Here is a 17,915-nt window from a genome sequence, read left to right on the forward strand (position 1 = left end):
CACCCTTTCACTACCTGAAAGGGTGGGTTTCATTACTGAATTACTATGTATAATATAAGATTATTAAAGTCAATAGTGATGCCTATCGCTTTTAAGGAAAGACTTTGGACAGTGATAGTGCTTTGTTTGTTTATTCACATAGCTAGTGTTAACGGTCAATCCATGCAATATGCAGGAAGCGATGAATTTACCATAGCAGTCCTTCCAGATACGCAATACTATACTGCTGAGAGCAGAGGAGCTTCAAACGACATGTTCAAAGCCCAAACACAATGGATTCATGAAAATGCCAAGAAAGAAAAAATTGCCTATGTAATCCATTTGGGAGATATAACTGACCATGGAGAAACTTACCCAAAGGAATGGGAAAATGCAGCCGAGGCAATTTATCAGCTCGAAATCCCACAAGCGGGTTACCCCTATGGTATCCCCTATGGACTGGCTGTAGGAAACCATGACCAAACCAAAAGCCAATTTCCCCTATCAGGTAAAACGGATCATTACAACCACTATTTTGGAGTAGACCATTTCAGGGACAAACCTTGGTATGGAGGCCATTATCTTGAAAATAATGATAGTCACTATGATTTGTTTGAGGCAGGTGGCCAAAAGTTTATAGTCATTTATTTCGAATATGATTCCTATGATGAGAATATTGAACCGCTTAACCAATGGGCCAGTGAGTTATTGGAAAAGTACGATGACCATGAGGCCATCCTCGTTTCACATTCCATCATTCACCTGAATACTACACCTGGAACTAACGAGAAAGGCTTTCCCAAATTCATGAAACAAGGACAAAGGATTTTTGATGAACTAAAGAACTTTCCCAATGTAAGGCTTCTTTTATCCGGTCATGTTGGTGACAATGGGGAAGCTTATCGACAGGATGGATATGCAGGAAATGTTATCAAATCCATTCTTACTGATTACCAAAGCCGTGAAAACGGAGGTCATGGTCTAATGAGACTAATGAAATTCTCTTCATCAAAAGACCTTATCCACTGCACTACTTTTTCACCTTATACCGGAGAAGTAGAAAGTGATGCCGACAGTGACTTCACCATACCTTGGAAACACCACACTACGGTTTCCCGCACAATGGACTTCGACAATGACCAACTGACTGATATTGTTCATTTTGACAACGGCAAATGGACTATTGGGTCCAACTCCAGAAAACTCTCACTAGGTGAGCAAAGAGATGTTCCTGTACCTGCAGATTATAACGGTGACGGAAAATTGGAAGCAGCGGTCTTTCGTCCCTCAACCGGAGAGTTTATTTTGGAATCAGGGAGATCAATCTCTTTGGGTATGGAAGGAGATATTCCAGTTTGCGGGGACTATGATGGAGATGGGTTCGCTGATTTGGCAGTATACCGGCCCAGTAACTTCACCTGGTATTTTGAAACGTTGGACAGCGTGAAATTCGGCAGGAAAGATGTGATCCCAGTTCCAGCAGACTATGATGGGGATGGGAAAATTGATCTAGGGTTTTTTAGAATATCCGATGGAATGTGGCAAACTGCATTGGGAAATATCCCACTACAACTTTCACAGCCACAAGGAGATATCCCTTTACCTGGAGACTATGATGGGGATGGAAAAGCAGAAATGGCACAATATCGACCGAGTACCGGTGAGTGGTTTATAGGCTTTGACCCACCTATCAAATTTGGACAACAAGGGGATATTCCAGTACCAGGAAACTATTCCAGAGGAGGAAAGTTGCAGCCAGCTGTTTATCGGAATGGAAAAATTCACCTTATGAATGGGCAGGAAGTTCCTTTTACGGCCCCCTCAAATGCCCAATTGGTGAATATCCGGATTGTAATACACCATTACTTTGAAACACTTTTAAATCAAAAAGATTAAACCGACCATGAAACATAAATCAAATAATTCCAAATACCAATCCGGCTTTGGATCCTATAAAGTGCACTCGGTTTTAGGAATTTTATCCTTATTTTGTTGCGCTTTATTAATATCATGCAAAGAACTGGACAACCATATTGTGGACTCAGAAGCTGCTGAACCAACAGTTATTCATTCGGCCAGCATTTCACAGGAGATCAGAACCATGTCATTTAACATAAAACATGACAATGTAAGTGATCCCCTATCATTAGATGATAGAAAATCCCTAATCCTGCAAATCATTACTGACAATGATCCAGATATTGTTGGGCTTCAGGAATTCTCAAACAACTGGTTCGAAACATGGATGGAGAATGAAATGACCAATTTGGGTTATGACATTTATACTGTAACTTCCACTGGAACCCCAAAAGCCATTTTCTATAAAGCAAATCGGTTCAGCCGTTTAGATCAGGGCGAGTTTGAGGTTAATTTAACGGAAACCCGCAATGGAACATGGGCGGTACTTTTGGATTCCTTTACAAACCGCTCCTACTTTATTTGTAACAGCCATTGGACAACGGTATCCTCTTCAGAAAGACAAATTATGGCCAATTTGGTCAAGAGCGTTGTGGAACAAAATGCAGGAGGTCTCCCGGTAATAGTTTTGGGAGATTTCAACGCACAACCTGGCACTCCTGAAATATCCACCATTAAAAACACTACAGGATCCAACAGTTTGGTCTGCTCCCACCACGAAACGGGAGATACCTTTCACGGATGGGACGGTACAGGAAACAGTAAACTTGATTGGATTTTCAGCTCCAGGGATTTGGCTTTTACCAGTTCAAAGGTCATTGAAACAAACTATGGAGGAAACTGGCCTTCAGATCATTGGCCTATAATGGCCGACTTCGTTCCAGCCTACTTTGGTGGAGCAAATATTGATGACCAAGGGATAAGTGGCAGTGCTAGCACAAACTATTATTTTGCGGATGTCACCGGCGATGGAAAGGTAGATAAAATTTATTGGAACCCTACTTTTGATAGTGGGCGCACCAGGGTATATGGATCCAATGGGGATGGCACATTCTCTTTCTTAAGTTCCAACACAAATGGAACCAGTCAAAGCAGTCAGACAACTTTCTATTTTGCTGATGTGACCGGTGACGGAAAAGCGGATAAGATTTACTGGAACCCTACTTTTGACAATGGGAACACGAGGGTCTATAAGTCCAATGGAGATGGCACATTTGATTGGTTGTATTCCAATCCCTCAGGTGCCAGTACATCATCTAGCAATAAGTTCTATTTTGAAGATGTAACGGGTGACGGAAAAGCAGATCTCATATCATGGGATCCAAATGATGATTCAGGACACACCCGCGTTTACCGTTCAAACGGGGATGGTACATTTACCTTTTTGGACTCAAACACCAACGGTACCAGCCAAAGTAGCCTAACCACATTTTATTTTGCAGATGTGACGGGTGATGGAAAAGCAGACAAAATTTACTGGAATCCAAACTTTGACGATGGGCACACCAGGATCTACGGTTCAAATGGCGACGGTACCTTTACTTTCCTGGACAGTAATACTACCGGAGCAAGCGGGGTTGCTTCCACGCGTTTTTATTTTGCAGATGTTACCGGTGATGGAAAGGCGGACAAAATTTATTGGAGACCCAATATATACAAGGGAAAAATCAAAATCTATCCGTCCAATGGAGATGGTACATTTGATGGTCCGGTATACTCATTAAGGGGCACCTCGCAAAGTGAAAATACTTTTTTCTACTTCTTTGACATTAACGGCGATGAAAAAGCTGATCAAATCAGGTGGAACAAAGATGAAGCGCCATCAGGATATAGCTCTGGAACGTTGAAAAACTACTTTGCAAATTAGCACTGATTATTGGTAAAGGTAATTGATATTCAAATATACATTAAAAGTAAGCAGGACAGTCTTTGCAAGAACTGTCCTGCTTTTAAACCAGATAAGCCATATTTTCCTTTTTGGAACGAATAGTCTCATCAATATCCTCTTTTTTACAAAGTGTTACATTATAGGGATATTGTTTCTTGATTTCTTCAAGACCAAAATCATCACCCATAAAACTCTCAGAGATCATCAGGTTCATTTCCTTTAATTTAGGAGCACTATAAAAGATAGATTGCCCCAAGAGTTCCATTGGGTTTAAATTTTGGTTTTCCATCTTATTTCTATCCTTAAACCGAAATACTGGTCGATATTTATTATTCCTAAAGAAAGACTCGTCAGTGTTGGTATTGCATCCTGTAATTGAGAGAAGAAACTAGCCTTTTTACCAAGATCTTTTAAAGTGCCAACAAACTTGGTGACATAAAATGATATTTGTTACTACCAAATCAAGACTTCATCCGGACTGTTTCTTTTGTTGGACCTGAACAAACTGAAGACAGCCATAAACTCATGGGTGTTGCCCGGAAGCAAATAACTTCCATTGGTAGGAAACTCATACACATAGCCCACCTTGAGCTTGTTCAGCAAAAAGCCCATCTGGAGATTATTTGCATAATCAACACGGTGGCCGGCTCCCAGCCAGACCTTGTCCATCAGCAATGCCTTCAGGTTAAACTCCACATTGTTGGGAAGGTCTTCTTGGCCCCTGAAAAAGAAATTACCGATCACGGCCAGGTGGTCATTCAAGGCCTCCCGATATCCTGCCTGAACAATATAATTGACAGGCCTTCCTTCCATGAACTCGTCTCCACTGGATATACGGCCCCCATTTACCTGGTGCATCGCATAGGACAGGTAATACTTATGGTGGGTCAGGGCAAGACCCAGGTTAAAATCCATGATCTGCATGTCGGAAAAGGCCCCGATATACTGACCCAGCAAGTCATCCCCCTGCTGCTCAATGGTCATCGCGTTGCCGTCCAACTGCACAGTGGTATAGCTTACCCCTGCCCCCAGCCTAAGGTTGTGCTTTTCGGTAAGACGGATCCTGCTCGCATAGCCCAGGACCAAGCCTGTCTCCTTAAATGCCCCATAGCTGTCAAACAATAAGTTCAGGCTGGCTGCATTCTTTCCCATCATGGCTGGATCTTCCGTGCCTTTCATTTCGGCAAAATCCAGCTCGCCACTGAAAAACACGGTCCTTGGAGCCCCTTCAAAGCCGCTCCATTGGTTTCTTACAAAGCCCCGAATCGTACTGCCCTCATATCCCGTCAACCCCGGGTTGTAATAGCTCTGGAAGAAATCAAACTGGCTGATATACTTCCTGCTCTGGCCTGTTGAGGTAAAAGGGACCAGAAATATTATTAGGCAGATATAAATAACTGTTCTTTTCATCTTGACATTGTTCTTGATGGTTAAATTCACTGTACGCTTCTTGGTCCCGATCATCTTCTAAGCAGGTTTAAGGTTCCACGCCTTACCTTGTCGGTTTCTCCTGTTTCCACAACCCAGAAATAAGACCCAGGTGCCAACTCCTTCCCGTTAAAGGTTCCGTCCCATCTGGCTTCTGGATCAGTGGTCAGAAAGACCCGTTTTCCGCTTCTTTCGAACACCATGATCCTTACGCCTGTATAATACTTCAGCTCTTCAATTCCCCACGTATCATTTGTGCCATCCTGGTTTGGTGTAAACGTATTGTATATCTCAATTTCATCCAGCGATTTCCTTAGCCTGGTTATCGTGAAGGACTTTTCAAGGATATTTCCGTCCGCATCCATTACTTGGAACACCACTGTAAATGATGTCCTTCCGGCAAGTGCTTCGGTGGAATTCCAGTACAATGCACTGCCAGATAATATGAAGTATTGGTTATCCCCAGCGCCGGAAACCAGTCCAATGGTATGCACATCATCAGCCGGATCAATGACTTCAAGTCCCCCAATTGCGATTTGAATGTTTTCCACTGAAGCTTCAAATTCAGTATTGTCCAATAAAAGGTCCGATGGTGCAGGTTTTGGCAATACGACCACATCCATATAAGGGCTCGGTGCATCCTCGGAAACACTGCTTGGCAAGACCAGTTCCCCTGTAACAGTATAGGTCCCCCTGTTCCTCAGGTCAATACCTCTCTTGTCCCAGCTTACGGGAAGGTTGATCATTTCATCCTCCTCGGTACGCACCAAAACGGTTTCTGGCAAGATCACCTCATCATATGAAACTCCCCAGGCCACTTCCACTGCAGCAGGTTCATATACTTCCTCGATCTTTCTGGCTTCAATGGTAAGCTCACCGCCCGTGAACTGTAAAAGGTAATTCGCACTTGTAGACAGGCTTCCCCTATTGATCGGATAACTGCCTACCTCCTCGCCAGGAGACCTATTAAGGTTTCCTACTATTACTTCCATGCCATCACCGTTTACAAGACCGCTGACAACATAGGTCAATGCTGGGTCAATAGTTCCGTAAACCTTGGACTTATCATCTGCAACAACCGTCAAGGCCTCAGGAGTGATCTCCAAACTGCCGTCCATATAGTTGATCGTATAGTTCGATGAACTATAACCGGATGCGCTAATGGCATAATTGCCGACATCTTCTCCAGCTGCGCGGCTGACATCCAGTGTGCCGCCCAAGGCTGTTGCATCATCTCCATTGACAAAGCCCGCATAGCTGACTGTTAAACTTGGATCCGTTGAGCCGTAAACCTTAGACTTATCATCGGCGGTTACTGTCAAGGCTGCCTGCGTAATCTCCAAATTGCCTTCTATATAGCTGATCGTATAATTCGATGAACTATAGCCCGATGCCATAACCGCATAATTGCCGACATCTTCTCCAGCTGCTCTGCTTAAATCCAATGTGCCAACCAAAGCGGTTTCATCATCTCCATTGACAAAGCCAGCATAGCTAACCGTCAAGCCTGGATCAGTGGAACCGTAAACCTTAGACTTATCATCGGCGGTTACTGTCAAGGCTGCCTGCGTAATCTCCAAATTGCCTTCTACATAGCTGATCGTATAGTTCGATGAAGCATAACCGGATGCGCTAATCGCATAGTTGCCTACATCCTCTCCTACTGCACGGCTGACATCCAGTGTTCCGCCAAGGGCTGTTTCATCATCTCCATTGACAAAACCTGCATAGGAAACGGTCAAGCCTGGATCAGTGGAACCATAAACCTTAGACTTATCATCGGCGGTTACCGTCAAGGCTGCCTGTGTGATTTCAAAGTTGCCTTCTACATAGATGATCGTATAGTTCGATGAAGTATAACCGGATGCGCTAATCGCATAGTTGCCTACATCCTCTCCTTTGGTTCTGCCAATAGCCAATGTTCCTCCTAGATCATCCTCGTTATCTCCATTTACAAAACCTGAATAGCTAACCGTTAGACTTGGTTCAGCTGAACCATAGACTTTTGATTTATTATCTGCAGTAACCGTCAAGGCTGCCTGTGTGATTTCAAAGTTGCCACCTACATAGCTGATCGTATAGTTCGATGAAATAAGTCCAGAAGCGGTAACCGTATAATTGCCGACATCCTCTCCGGCTGCTCTGCTTAAATCCAATGTGCCAACCAAAGCGGTCTCATCATCACCGTTCACAAAACCTGCATAGCTAACGGTCAAGCTTGGATCCGTTGAACCATAAACCTTAGACTTATCATCGGCGGTTACTGTCAAGGCTGCCTGCGTAATCTCCAAATTGCCTTCTACATAGCTGATCGTATAGTTCGATGAACTATAGCCCGATGCCATAACCGCATAATTGCCTACATCCTCTCCGGCTGCTCTGCTTAAATCCAATGTGCCAACCAAAGTGGTCTCACCATCTCCATTGACAAAGCCCGCATAGCTAACGGTCAAGCCTGGATCCGTTGAACCATAAACCTTAGACTTATCATCGGCGGTTACTGTCAAGGCTGCCTGCGTAATCTCCAAATTGCCTTCTACATAGCTGATCGTATAGTTCGATGAAGTATAACCGGATACGCTAATCGCATAATTGCCTACATCTTCTCCAACTGCTCTGCTTAAATCCAATGTGCCAACCAAAGCGGTCTCATCATCTCCATTGACAAAGCCCGCATAGCTAACTGTTAAGGCTGGATCTGTTGAACCGTAAACCTTAGACTTATCATCGGCGGTTACTGTCAAGGCTGCCTGTGTAATCTCAAAGTTGCCATCTACATAGCTGATCGTATAGTTCGATGAAGTATAACCGGATGCGCTAATCGCATAGTTGCCTACATCTTCTCCGGCTGCGCGGCTGACAGCTAATGTACCGCCCAAGGCTGTTGCATCATCACCGTTCACAAAACCTGCATAGCTAACGGTCAAGCCTGGGTCAGTGGAACCATAAACCTTAGACTTATCATCGGCGGTTACCGTCAAGGCTGCCTGCGTAATCTCAAAGTTGCCATCTACATAGCTGATCGTATAATTCGATGAACTATAGCCCGATGCCATAATCGCATAGTTGCCTACATCTTCTCCAGCTGCGCGGCTGACATCCAGTGTGCCGCCCAAGTCTGTTGCATCATCACCGTTCACAAAACCTGCATAGGAAACGGTAAAGCCTGGATCCGTTGAGCCGTAAACCTTAGATTTATCATCGGCGGTTACTGTCAAGGCTGCCTGCGTGATTTCAAAGTTGCCTTCTACATAGCTGATCGAATAATTCGATGAAGTATGCCCGGATGCCATAATCACATAATTGCCGACATCCTCTCCGGCTGCACGGCTGACATCCAGTGTTCCGCCCAAGGAAGTCTCATCATCTCCATTGACAAAGCCTGAATAAGAAACAGTCCAAGTTGGATCTGTGGAACCGTAAACCTTAGACTTATCATCGGCGGTTACTGTCAAGGCTGCCTGCGTAATCTCCAAATTGCCTTCTACATAGCTGATCGTATAGTTCGATGAAGTATAACCGGAAGCCATAACCGCATAGTTGCCTACATCCTCTCCTACTGCACGGCTGACATCCAGTGTTCCGCCAAGGGCTGTTTCATCATCTCCATTGACAAAACCTGCATAGCTGACTGTTAAACTTGGGTCAGCTGAACCATAGACTTTTGATATATTATCTGCAGTAACCGTCAAGGCTGCCTGCGTAATCTCAAAGTTGCCATCTACATAGCTGATCGTATAGTTTGATGAACTATAGCCCGATGCCATAACCGCATAGTTGCCAACATCCTCTCCAACTGCTCTGCTGACATCCAATGTGCCAACCAAGGCTGTTTCATCATCTCCATTGACAAAGCCCGCATAGCTAACTGTTAAGGTTGGATCTGTTGAACCGTAAACCTTAGACTTATCATCAGCGGTTACTGTCAAGGCTGCCTGCGTAATCTCAAAGTTGCCTTCTACATAGCTGATCGTATAGTTCGATGAAGTATAACCGGATGCGCTAATCGCATAGTTGCCTACATCTTCTCCGGCTGCGCGGCTGAGATCCAATGTACCGCCCAAAGCGGTCTCATTATCTCCATTGACAAAACCTGAATAAGAAACAGTCCAAGTTGGATCTGTGGAACCGTATACTTTTGATTTATCATTACCAGTAACCGTCAGGGCGGCCTTGTTAACTGTCAAGCTTTGCACTACAGCAGGAGCTGCATTGGTAACTCCATCACCACTTTGCGTTGCCGTGATTTGAGTAGTTCCTGCTTTTAGAATTATCGCCTGGTTACCTGTAATACTTACCACACTAGGATCATCGGCCGTGTAGGTAACTGTTAAACTTTCGTCCGTTTGGGCATCTCCCAAGGTAAACGATGCATCACCATAAGTTTTATTAGCGATACTTGGGAAAGTAATGGCCTGATCAACTTTAACGGGGCCGTTCAAAGCACTTTCCACCGTTGTACCAATTTCAGTTCCATCATTTGGTGTCACCTCAAAGCTGATATATTTACCTTGGTCTACGGCCTGTAAGGTGTATTGCTGTGCTATAGCTCCTGATATGGCCGTTTTATTTGTCCCTGCATTATCATCAGACCTGTACCATTTATAACTTGAGCCATTTTCTGGATCACTGTCAGGGTCCATAAAGGTGTAATTCCCTGTCAATTGTTCTCCAACTGTTAATGCCCCACTTATGGAAAGGGCACTTGCTGTTGGTGCTTCATTGGTGTCCTTGGTACTGGTATCGGTATTTGGCGATCCCGTATTTCCTGCCGCATCGCTTAGGCTAACCGAAAGTGTAATGGTTCCATCCCCCAACCCACTTAAATCTATTCCTGTAATTTGATCACTGGCAGTCGCAACAGTCCCTGAACCGGAGATATTAGTGCCACCTCCAGAACTTGAAATAGTAAAACTATATATAGCACCAACTTCCGCTCCTGTAAAACTAAAACTCACTGCTGTTTCATTGGTCCCATTTATAGGATCCTGGTCAAAAGTTGCCACATATCCACTTGGTGCTGTCTTATCCAGCACAGCTGAATTATCAGATTCCGTACTACCCGTATTTCCTCCTTGATCTCTCAGGGTAACCTGGACAGTCAGGACGCCGTTGGTCAATGCGCCCACATCAACGGTTACAGTTTGAGATGTATTGCTTACACTCACAGTACCTGTAACAGTTGCCGTATTGCCATCACCACTACTTGAAATGGAGTAACTTGCTGTTGTACCGACTTCTGCATTGGTAAGAGAGAAGGATGTCGAACTTGACTCTGTAGCATTGATTAAGTTATCATCCCATGAAACGGAATAGCCAGTTGGCGGTCCTGCATCCTTGGTTTCAGTATCAGTTGCATTTGTACCCTGGTTACCTACAGGATCAGTCAAAGATACCGTTAAGGTGATGGTTCCATCATTCAAACCTGACAGGTCATAGCCTGGTCCCCCATTATCAAAAGTTTCTGATGCTGTAGTAACTGTTTCGGTTCCTGTAACCGCTGAACCTCCTCCTGAGCTTGTAAATGAATAATTCAAGGTACTTCCTACTTCCATTCCTGAGCCAGAAAATTCTATAATGGTTTCGTTGATCATATTGATCATTATTTCTCCAAGAAGATCAATGTTTACTGAATAACCAGTTGGCGCAGTAGTATCCTTTGTCTCGGTATCAGTTGCTGCAGCTCCGGTATTACCAAAAGTATCGGTTAAGGTTACTGATAAGGTAACAGTTCCATCCCCCAAACCACTAAGATCAATTCCTGTAATCTGATCAGTAGCCGTGGCGATACTGCCTGAACCAGTCACATTGGTTCCACCTCCAGAACTGGATAAAGTATAATTATAGCTTGCCCCAATTTCTGCTCCGGCAAAAGTAAAGCTTACGGCCGATTGATTGGAAGAACTTATCGGAGTTTGATCAATCTGAACACTATATCCTGATGGCGAAGTGGCATCTTTTGCCTCTGTATCAGTTGCTGCACTTCCTGTATTACCAAAAGTATCGGTTAAGGTTACTGATAAAGTAACAGTTCCATCCCCTAAACCACTCAAATCAAGTCCCGCTATTTGATCCGTTGCTGTTGCGATAGTACCGGAACCAGTCACATTGGTTCCACCACCAGAGCTGGAGAAAGTATAATTATAGGTAGATCCTACTTCAGCCCCTGCGAGGGTAAAGCTGACAGAAGATTGATTTCCATTATTGATAGGGCTTTGATCTATACTAACAGTATAACCCGATGGTGCTGTAGTATCTTTTGTCTCTGTATCAGTTGCGGCATTACCTGCATTACCAAAAGTATCGGTTAAGGTTACTGATAAAGTAACAGTTCCATCCCCCAAACCACTCAAATCAAGTCCCGTTATTTGATCCATTGCTGTTGTGATAGTACCGGAACCGATCACATTGGTTCCGCCCCCAGAGCTGGAGAAAGTATAATTATAGGTAGATCCTACTTCAGCCCCTGCAAAGGTAAAACTAGTTGTAGATTGGTTTGCATTATTGATAGGACTTTGGTCTATGCTAACAGTATAACCCGATGGTGCTATAATATCCTTTGTTTCAGTATCCGTAGCAGCACTACCTGCGTTACCAAAAGTATCGGTTAAGATGACCGACAAAGTAATGGTTCCATCCACAAGCCCACTTAAATCAATGCCGCTTATTTGATCCGTTGCTGTTGCGATAGTACCGGAACCGGTCACATTGGTTCCACCACCAGAGCTGGATAAAGTATAATTATAGGTGGTTCCGACCTCCGCTCCTGCAAAGGTGAAACTGGCTGCTGATTGATTTGAAGTATTAATTCCGCTTTGATCTATAGCCACACTATAACCGGTAGGGGCTGTAGTATCTTTTGTTTCCGTATCTGTGGCTGCACTTCCTGTACTTCCAAAAGTATCGGTCAAGGTTACAGAAAGCGTGATGGTTCCATCTCCTAAACCACTAAGGTCAATACCCGTGATCTGGTCGGTAGCAGTAGCGATACTTCCTGATCCCGTCACATTAGTACCGCCACCATCACTTGAGAAGGTATAATTATAGGTGGCTCCCACCTCTGCACCGGAAAAGGTAAAGCTGGTCGCTGCCTGATTGGCTGCTGTGATTTCAACTTGGTCAATCGCCACGCTATACCCTGTGGGCGGCGATAGGTTAGCATCTTTGATCGTGAGCGTTACTTGCTGCGTGCCGTCCTCTATCGCGTTGGTAGGGGTATTCATATCGATGATGATCGTCTCATCACCTTCTTCCAAGCCATCGAAAAGGGAAGTCACCCGAATACTGTCCATCAGCTGACCAGGAGATATCGTAATCACAGACCCTGTAATGCTATAGTCGGTTCCTCCTCCTGTAGCTGTACCGGAAAAGTACAAGGGAATGGAAACGGTTACTCCGGCGAAATTGTCTATCTTGCCTCTCACGTAAGCCTGCCCCCCAGCTTCGTTGGTGATGGGGTTATAGAAGTCCAATATCTCCAAAGAAGCATTGGGCGGTATATCGTCATTCATTATGGTATACGTCACTTGCTGGGTTCCATCTTCTGTCCCCCCAGTGATGGAATTTATGTCGATGATGACAGTTTCGTTATTTTCATACTGGCTGTCATTGATATTTTGTAAGGTGACCGTCCCGGTGGTACTTCCAGCAGGAATGGTAATCGCCGAGCCGCTTATGGTATAATCCACCGAGTTTGTAGCCGTACCTCCAATGGAGAGGTTTACGATGGTGTTTATTCCGTAACTATTGGAAAGCGTCGCTGTAATAGTGTTTGCGGTAGCTTGATTTTCAGGTCTGGAAGTTGGATTTACGCTGAGGGTCACCGTGGGTACTGGTGATACATTCAAGTTGGCCGTGTAATTTGAGGTACTGGCATCCGTGCCGTCACTTACATCAAACTGGAAGGAAGTATTGGTACTTCCAGTTTGGATATACTGTAAATTTCCTGCGTCCAAATTGGCTTTGCTGATCTGGTCACTTACATTCACTGCTTCTCCACCATCAAAAACATCATCATTATCCGCATCCAGATAAAGGGTTCCTACGGTAGGTAAGGATTCTATTAACACATGATCCAAAGCATCACCATCACTATCGCTATATCCAAAATCAGAAGTTGAAAAAGTATAAGTTAAATTTTCATATGGGCCATTGGCCGCTGTAAAACTGGAAGCCGTGGGGGGGGTATTGGCCGCTGAAAGGTTATATGTCAAATCATCAAAATCAACAACGAGATTCCCCCCTGATATGGTAAAACTAGTAATATTGTTAAAGCCTATTTCAGAAGAAAAATCATAATCATATTTAGTTAAATAACTATTGTTTGAGGCAAAAGAAACGTTTCCACCTTCACTTGAGGAAATTGTAAAATTTGAATTCGCTATTACATCAAACGTTAGACTTCTTAAGTCAAAACTACCTCCTGCTGACAGGCTAACCTCAATACTTGAAATACCGCCGTATGAATCGTAATCAAATTGGATGGCATAATCTGTCGGGCCACTATCAGACAAAAATGAATAATTATTGTCCGTACGGTTTAAATAAGTTGAATTAGTACCTGTTATTTGATACCGAAAATCATCAAGAGTGAAATCCTTGCTAGAGTTATTAAATGAAGGATTATCATCATAACTCTCAGTTGTCTGTCCCCTAAGCTGAAAAACTGAGAACATCCCCACTACCAATAATAGTAGGCATTTATAAAGGTTAAATTGGTAAATATATTTCATAATTACTTTATTCTACTAGATAAAATAGAGAGGGAGCATTTATAGACTTTTCTCAAAAAGGTTTTTAAAGAAAAAATAGCTGTAAATATAAACAACCCAAGGCAAGAGCATAATAAAATGCCCTTACCTGCTAATGCAACTTATTTTCTTAACTATTTAATTTCTAGAAGGGAATATTCCTTCTACACAAATGATGTAATTAATGGCCAAAAAAGGCTGCATATTATTAAAGGGTATGTTGCCCCCAGTATTGCTTGTCAATGGCGGAGTGCCACCAGACACATTTAAATCAACGTCTGGGGACTGGTTATTATAACCTTGAGCCGCCCTTCCTCCTGCCATTGGTGCAGCCAAGGTGTTTGCTCCATTGGTACCAGGCACTTGTTCAGTTGCATTTTGACTACTGGCTTTTACATGGGAAATCACGCTATGGTTATGAGAAGGAATGTTGGTCACATTCAACGTAGTGGTCTCTGATCCGCCTTTTGCGCCTAACCTTCTATCGGAAAGTCCAGGGCCATATCCTGTTCCTATTGGTGCTCTTCCTCTTAAATCGGGCAATGCAAAAGTGGTCCTACCATCACCACCATAGGTTGTTCCTAAAATAGAAAACAAGGCACTATTTTGAGCTATGGGCAACAATTGGCCTTCACACAGCATATAACCTCTTGGGGCAAAATTGCCTGCAAAAATTTTGATTACTCCTATTAATTCTTCCATCTTTTTGTTGGTTTTTGTTAAAAATTGTTCAAATAATTATATGTCAAATCTTTTCGTGATATTCTATAGGCTATGAATTTTTCAGCCTAAATTTTATTTTCATTCTAACAAGTAAACATAATGTCACTCTTAGACTTGTTTCATTTTTTTTAATAAAGGGCCATTAAATGCTGGACAATTTTCAAGAGAAAAGTCAAGCTATCTTTTCTGGAAAGTCAAAAAAATCAATCGAACTCAACTGGACCATTAGGAACCAGATCTATAAGCATCATTCACCTATGGTGTTTTCCTAAAAGGATTATGTTAAAGCAGTAATAAACCATAAGGTGAATTTTTGGCAGATTACTCCCATTTAAGATTTTCAAAACAAACCATATACAAACTATATCAAATGTAATATTTTTGTAAACAAATAACCTATTAAGCTTAAATTTTAATCATTTCACTATACAAATCCATTGGATAGACTCTGCTTATGCCATTTCTTCCAAAGAGATAGTTTCCTACTCTAATTTAAAGCCATCACATCCAAGTCCTGCGTTCGAAACATATACTGGATTGGTGTTGATTAGGCTGAGTATGCAAATTGATAGCTCAACGCAGCCCAAATACATTGACACGGTTTAAATCATCTGACAATCGCTTTTTTGAAATTTCACCTTATTGCTGCCTAAACCATTCCTATCAATGTCCACACAATTCAAATACCGCATAGCAATTGATACCTCTTCAGTATCAAAACCATTACAACCAATTCTCAGGCCTTTTACGATTTCCTGCCCCATGCTGGAGACCTGGCCTGAGAATGGTATTAACAATCCTACTTTCATCATCGAAAAAATTAATTTTATTGTTGAATTTTATTTACTCATGTTGGTATGTACAAAATTGAGGACTGGCAGTATATTTTAACAGCGCATTACTTCGCATAGAAAAAATCAAGTATAAATACCTGGTCAAACAGCCTCTACTTAAAAACAGCAATAGCAACTTCTTCCTATTATCTTAATAAGATGGACAGTTCCTCGACCAGATCAAATATTAATTGATCCATATCTTCTTTAGTTATAATATTTACTTCCTTAGAGGTTGTTTTTACCGTAAATAAATATAAAAAACCGTTAACCTTCACATCAAAATCAGAAGTGGGAAGAGCCTATTTTGCCAATAAATTCTTCAACATTTTAATATTCTCACTTACTTTTTTCTCAACTACCCGTGCATACATCTGTGTGGTCACTATTTTTTGTATGCCATAACATTTTACTACCTGATTCTATTGGAACTCCATTGTTGGTAACAAATCTCCCCCGATAGTCCTTTGGCTTGAATGTCCTAAGGTGGTTTTCATAATCAGTAATAAACTTGTAGTCGATTTCTGACAAGGAAATCTCAGACTTTCGCTTTCTAGTTTTAAGGAACTCCAGAAGATGTCGTTCGGTGGTTTTGTAATTTTTGAGGGTACCTTCTGCAAGAATGCCTATGTTATGCTTATTGTGAAAATTAACAAGCTCCATCAGCTTATGCTCCTCTTCCTCAATGCCCAAAAACCTATTTTTTATTGCTTCAGGGGTAATATTCCTTTTTTCAATAAATAGTTCTTGATAGCATTCCAGTATTCTAGAGCGCATATAATCCAGGTAGCGATTTGAGGACCTGGACTCTGGGTTATTCCCTTTTACCCAACCTTTTCCAAAATCTCATTCTGATCGTGAAATTACTTTGTTTGCAGAAATCTCAATTCTCTTTCCATTAACAGTAACCCTTGCCACCACGGGAGAAAGCCCTCTTTTGTTCACTTTGGAAGATTTAATAACAAACTGAATACCAAGTGTTTTAGCATTTTTCATACAATTTCCGGTTAACTTGGAACCATTAAAAAAGGGTCCCAAAATTCAATGTTTTTTAAGCTCAATTCGGCCTAAAAACACTCCGAAACCAAGATTAGGAACAATCTATAGATCAATGACTTAAAGCCTAAAACGGGACCCAAAATAGAAAATTAAATTGGGTCACCGAATAGGTCCCATTTTCTTTGAAATTGTATGTGGTTTTTTGTTGTATAAAAAACAAAAAACCCTCCAAATCATACGATTTGAAGGGTTTTGGTGGGAATTGCACCCCATTTTGTCGGAGTGGCGGGATTCGAACCCACGACCCCTTGCACCCCATGCAAGTACGCTACCGGGCTGCGCTACACTCCGAAATCATTGGAGGAGACTAATAAATTATAGCCCCCCCACTTGGAAGCTACAAATAAAATAGATTTTGAAGAATAAAAAAATCATTTTCTAATTCCATTTCAATGAGCTTCTTTCATCCCAATAGGAATCAACACTTTCTTCCATTTCCCGCATAACCTGAAGATCTGAGTTACTAAGTTGAATATGATTGGACATAAGGTTTTCCTCCAGCTGCTTTGTATTTCCTGCACCGCTCAAGACATAATCCGGTTGAAGAAAATCCATAATAAACCGAAGCGCCAATGCATCTACTCCCACATGATAATGGGTAGCTATTTTCTTTAGTTTATCATACCTTCCAGCATAATGCTTGAAACTCGAATTAGGAAATATCCTTCCATTGGCCAAACCTTCCTTGATAATGATTGTCTTCCCTAATTTTTGAGCTTTTTTCAAAGCGGGAAGCGTACTCTGCTCCAATATGTTAAAGGTTACCTGAAAACTATCAAAAAGTATTTCTCCTTCCACTTTAACTTCCATTGCAGCTTTCAGAATTTCACTCTGGGATTTACCACTGGTACTCATTCCTATTTTAACCCCAGTATCCATTTTAATCCTTAACAGCTCCTTATGAACATCTCTATTTTCAAGCACGCCAGATTCAAAAGTAGCTGAGTGAATCTGATAAATACCCAATGAAGGCAGAAACTGCTTTGAAAATGCCCATTGCTCTTTGAGCTTAGCCAAAGAATGTTCCTTTACTTCATGTGCGCCCTCATACCCCAATTCCCAGTTCGCCTTATAGGTATATCCCCATTTGGTGCTTAAAAGTACATCAGGATGCTGGCGACTTAGGTGCCATTCCAATAAAAACTGTTCCCCTTTACCATAAGAAGGGGCAGTGTCGAAATACCTAATTCCACTGGTATATGCCTTATCCAATACTTCCATTGATTTATGCTGAAAAGCATCAAGGGATTTATCTATATTCTGGTCGGACCTAACGTTGATGTACTCGGGTCTCCCCAAAGCCGCCAAACCTAAACCTACTTGTGTCATAGTCATTTT

The 17,915-nt window shown here is 42.4% G+C and carries 10 protein-coding genes and 1 tRNA gene; 2 read left to right on the forward strand and 9 right to left on the reverse strand.

Features of this window, described 5'->3' with window-relative positions; genetic code table 11:
* The first annotated feature begins 78 nt into the window (after nt 1-78).
* Nucleotides 79-1,875 (forward strand): metallophosphoesterase, encoded by a 1,797-nt coding sequence (locus IFO69_RS01285; RefSeq protein WP_192007178.1) that lies wholly within the window; start codon nt 79-81, stop codon nt 1,873-1,875.
* A gap of 7 nt (nt 1,876-1,882) precedes the next feature.
* Nucleotides 1,883-3,763 (forward strand): FG-GAP-like repeat-containing protein, encoded by a 1,881-nt coding sequence (locus IFO69_RS01290; RefSeq protein ID WP_192007180.1) that lies wholly within the window; start codon nt 1,883-1,885, stop codon nt 3,761-3,763.
* A gap of 82 nt (nt 3,764-3,845) precedes the next feature.
* On the opposite strand, the gene IFO69_RS01295 is transcribed toward IFO69_RS01290, so the two are convergent.
* The 9 genes from IFO69_RS01295 to IFO69_RS01335 all read right to left on the reverse strand — a co-directional run bounded on the left by IFO69_RS01295 (nt 3,846) and on the right by IFO69_RS01335 (nt 17,912).
* Nucleotides 3,846-4,073, reverse strand: coding sequence for a hypothetical protein (locus IFO69_RS01295; protein ID WP_192007182.1), 228 nt, complete (start codon nt 4,071-4,073; stop codon nt 3,846-3,848).
* Nucleotides 4,074-4,237: 164 nt separating this feature from the next.
* Entirely contained in the window at nt 4,238-5,248 is a 1,011-nt protein-coding gene (locus tag IFO69_RS01300) for a PorP/SprF family type IX secretion system membrane protein (RefSeq protein ID WP_394354452.1), read from the reverse strand.
* The gene (locus IFO69_RS01305) at nt 5,245-13,944 is read right to left on the reverse strand and encodes an MBG domain-containing protein (protein WP_192007184.1); all 8,700 of its coding nucleotides are present in this window, start codon (nt 13,942-13,944) and stop codon (nt 5,245-5,247) included. Before IFO69_RS01305 ends, IFO69_RS01300 begins: the two co-directional genes overlap by 4 nt.
* A gap of 156 nt (nt 13,945-14,100) precedes the next feature.
* A complete protein-coding gene (locus IFO69_RS01310; protein ID WP_192007186.1) occupies nt 14,101-14,664 on the reverse strand; it encodes a phage tail protein in 564 nt (187 codons plus the stop codon).
* A gap of 623 nt (nt 14,665-15,287) precedes the next feature.
* Nucleotides 15,288-15,497, reverse strand: coding sequence for a hypothetical protein (locus tag IFO69_RS01315; protein ID WP_192007188.1), 210 nt, complete (start codon nt 15,495-15,497; stop codon nt 15,288-15,290).
* A 375-nt stretch (nt 15,498-15,872) separates the two neighbouring features.
* The gene (locus IFO69_RS01320) at nt 15,873-16,295 is read right to left on the reverse strand and encodes a phage integrase SAM-like domain-containing protein (protein WP_192007192.1); all 423 of its coding nucleotides are present in this window, start codon (nt 16,293-16,295) and stop codon (nt 15,873-15,875) included.
* Between the two features lie 69 nt (nt 16,296-16,364).
* Nucleotides 16,365-16,514: a hypothetical protein gene (locus IFO69_RS01325; RefSeq protein WP_192007194.1), complete on the reverse strand. Its 150-nt coding sequence runs from the start codon at nt 16,512-16,514 to the stop codon at nt 16,365-16,367.
* A gap of 280 nt (nt 16,515-16,794) precedes the next feature.
* A tRNA-Pro gene (locus IFO69_RS01330) sits at nt 16,795-16,868 on the reverse strand.
* 87 nt (nt 16,869-16,955) lie between these two features.
* Nucleotides 16,956-17,912: an aldo/keto reductase gene (locus tag IFO69_RS01335; protein ID WP_192007199.1), complete on the reverse strand. Its 957-nt coding sequence runs from the start codon at nt 17,910-17,912 to the stop codon at nt 16,956-16,958.
* Between the last annotated feature and the right edge of the window lie 3 nt (nt 17,913-17,915).

The sequence above is a fragment of the Echinicola arenosa genome (assembly GCF_014841125.1).
GTDB lineage: Bacteria > Bacteroidota > Bacteroidia > Cytophagales > Cyclobacteriaceae > Echinicola > Echinicola arenosa.

Excerpts from the sequence above, each read along its gene's own strand:
- IFO69_RS01285 (WP_192007178.1), top strand. The coding sequence starts at position 79 with ATGCCTATCGCTTTTAAGGAAAGACTTTGGACAGTGATAGTGCTTTGT.
- IFO69_RS01290 (WP_192007180.1), top strand. The coding sequence starts at position 1,883 with ATGAAACATAAATCAAATAATTCCAAATACCAATCCGGCTTTGGATCC.
- IFO69_RS01295 (WP_192007182.1), bottom strand. The coding sequence starts at position 4,073 with ATGGAAAACCAAAATTTAAACCCAATGGAACTCTTGGGGCAATCTATC.
- IFO69_RS01300 (WP_394354452.1), bottom strand. The coding sequence starts at position 5,248 with ATGATCGGGACCAAGAAGCGTACAGTGAATTTAACCATCAAGAACAAT.
- IFO69_RS01305 (WP_192007184.1), bottom strand. The coding sequence starts at position 13,944 with ATGAAATATATTTACCAATTTAACCTTTATAAATGCCTACTATTATTG.
- IFO69_RS01310 (WP_192007186.1), bottom strand. The coding sequence starts at position 14,664 with ATGGAAGAATTAATAGGAGTAATCAAAATTTTTGCAGGCAATTTTGCC.
- IFO69_RS01315 (WP_192007188.1), bottom strand. The coding sequence starts at position 15,497 with ATGATGAAAGTAGGATTGTTAATACCATTCTCAGGCCAGGTCTCCAGC.
- IFO69_RS01320 (WP_192007192.1), bottom strand. The coding sequence starts at position 16,295 with ATGCGCTCTAGAATACTGGAATGCTATCAAGAACTATTTATTGAAAAA.
- IFO69_RS01325 (WP_192007194.1), bottom strand. The coding sequence starts at position 16,514 with ATGAAAAATGCTAAAACACTTGGTATTCAGTTTGTTATTAAATCTTCC.
- IFO69_RS01335 (WP_192007199.1), bottom strand. The coding sequence starts at position 17,912 with ATGACTATGACACAAGTAGGTTTAGGTTTGGCGGCTTTGGGGAGACCC.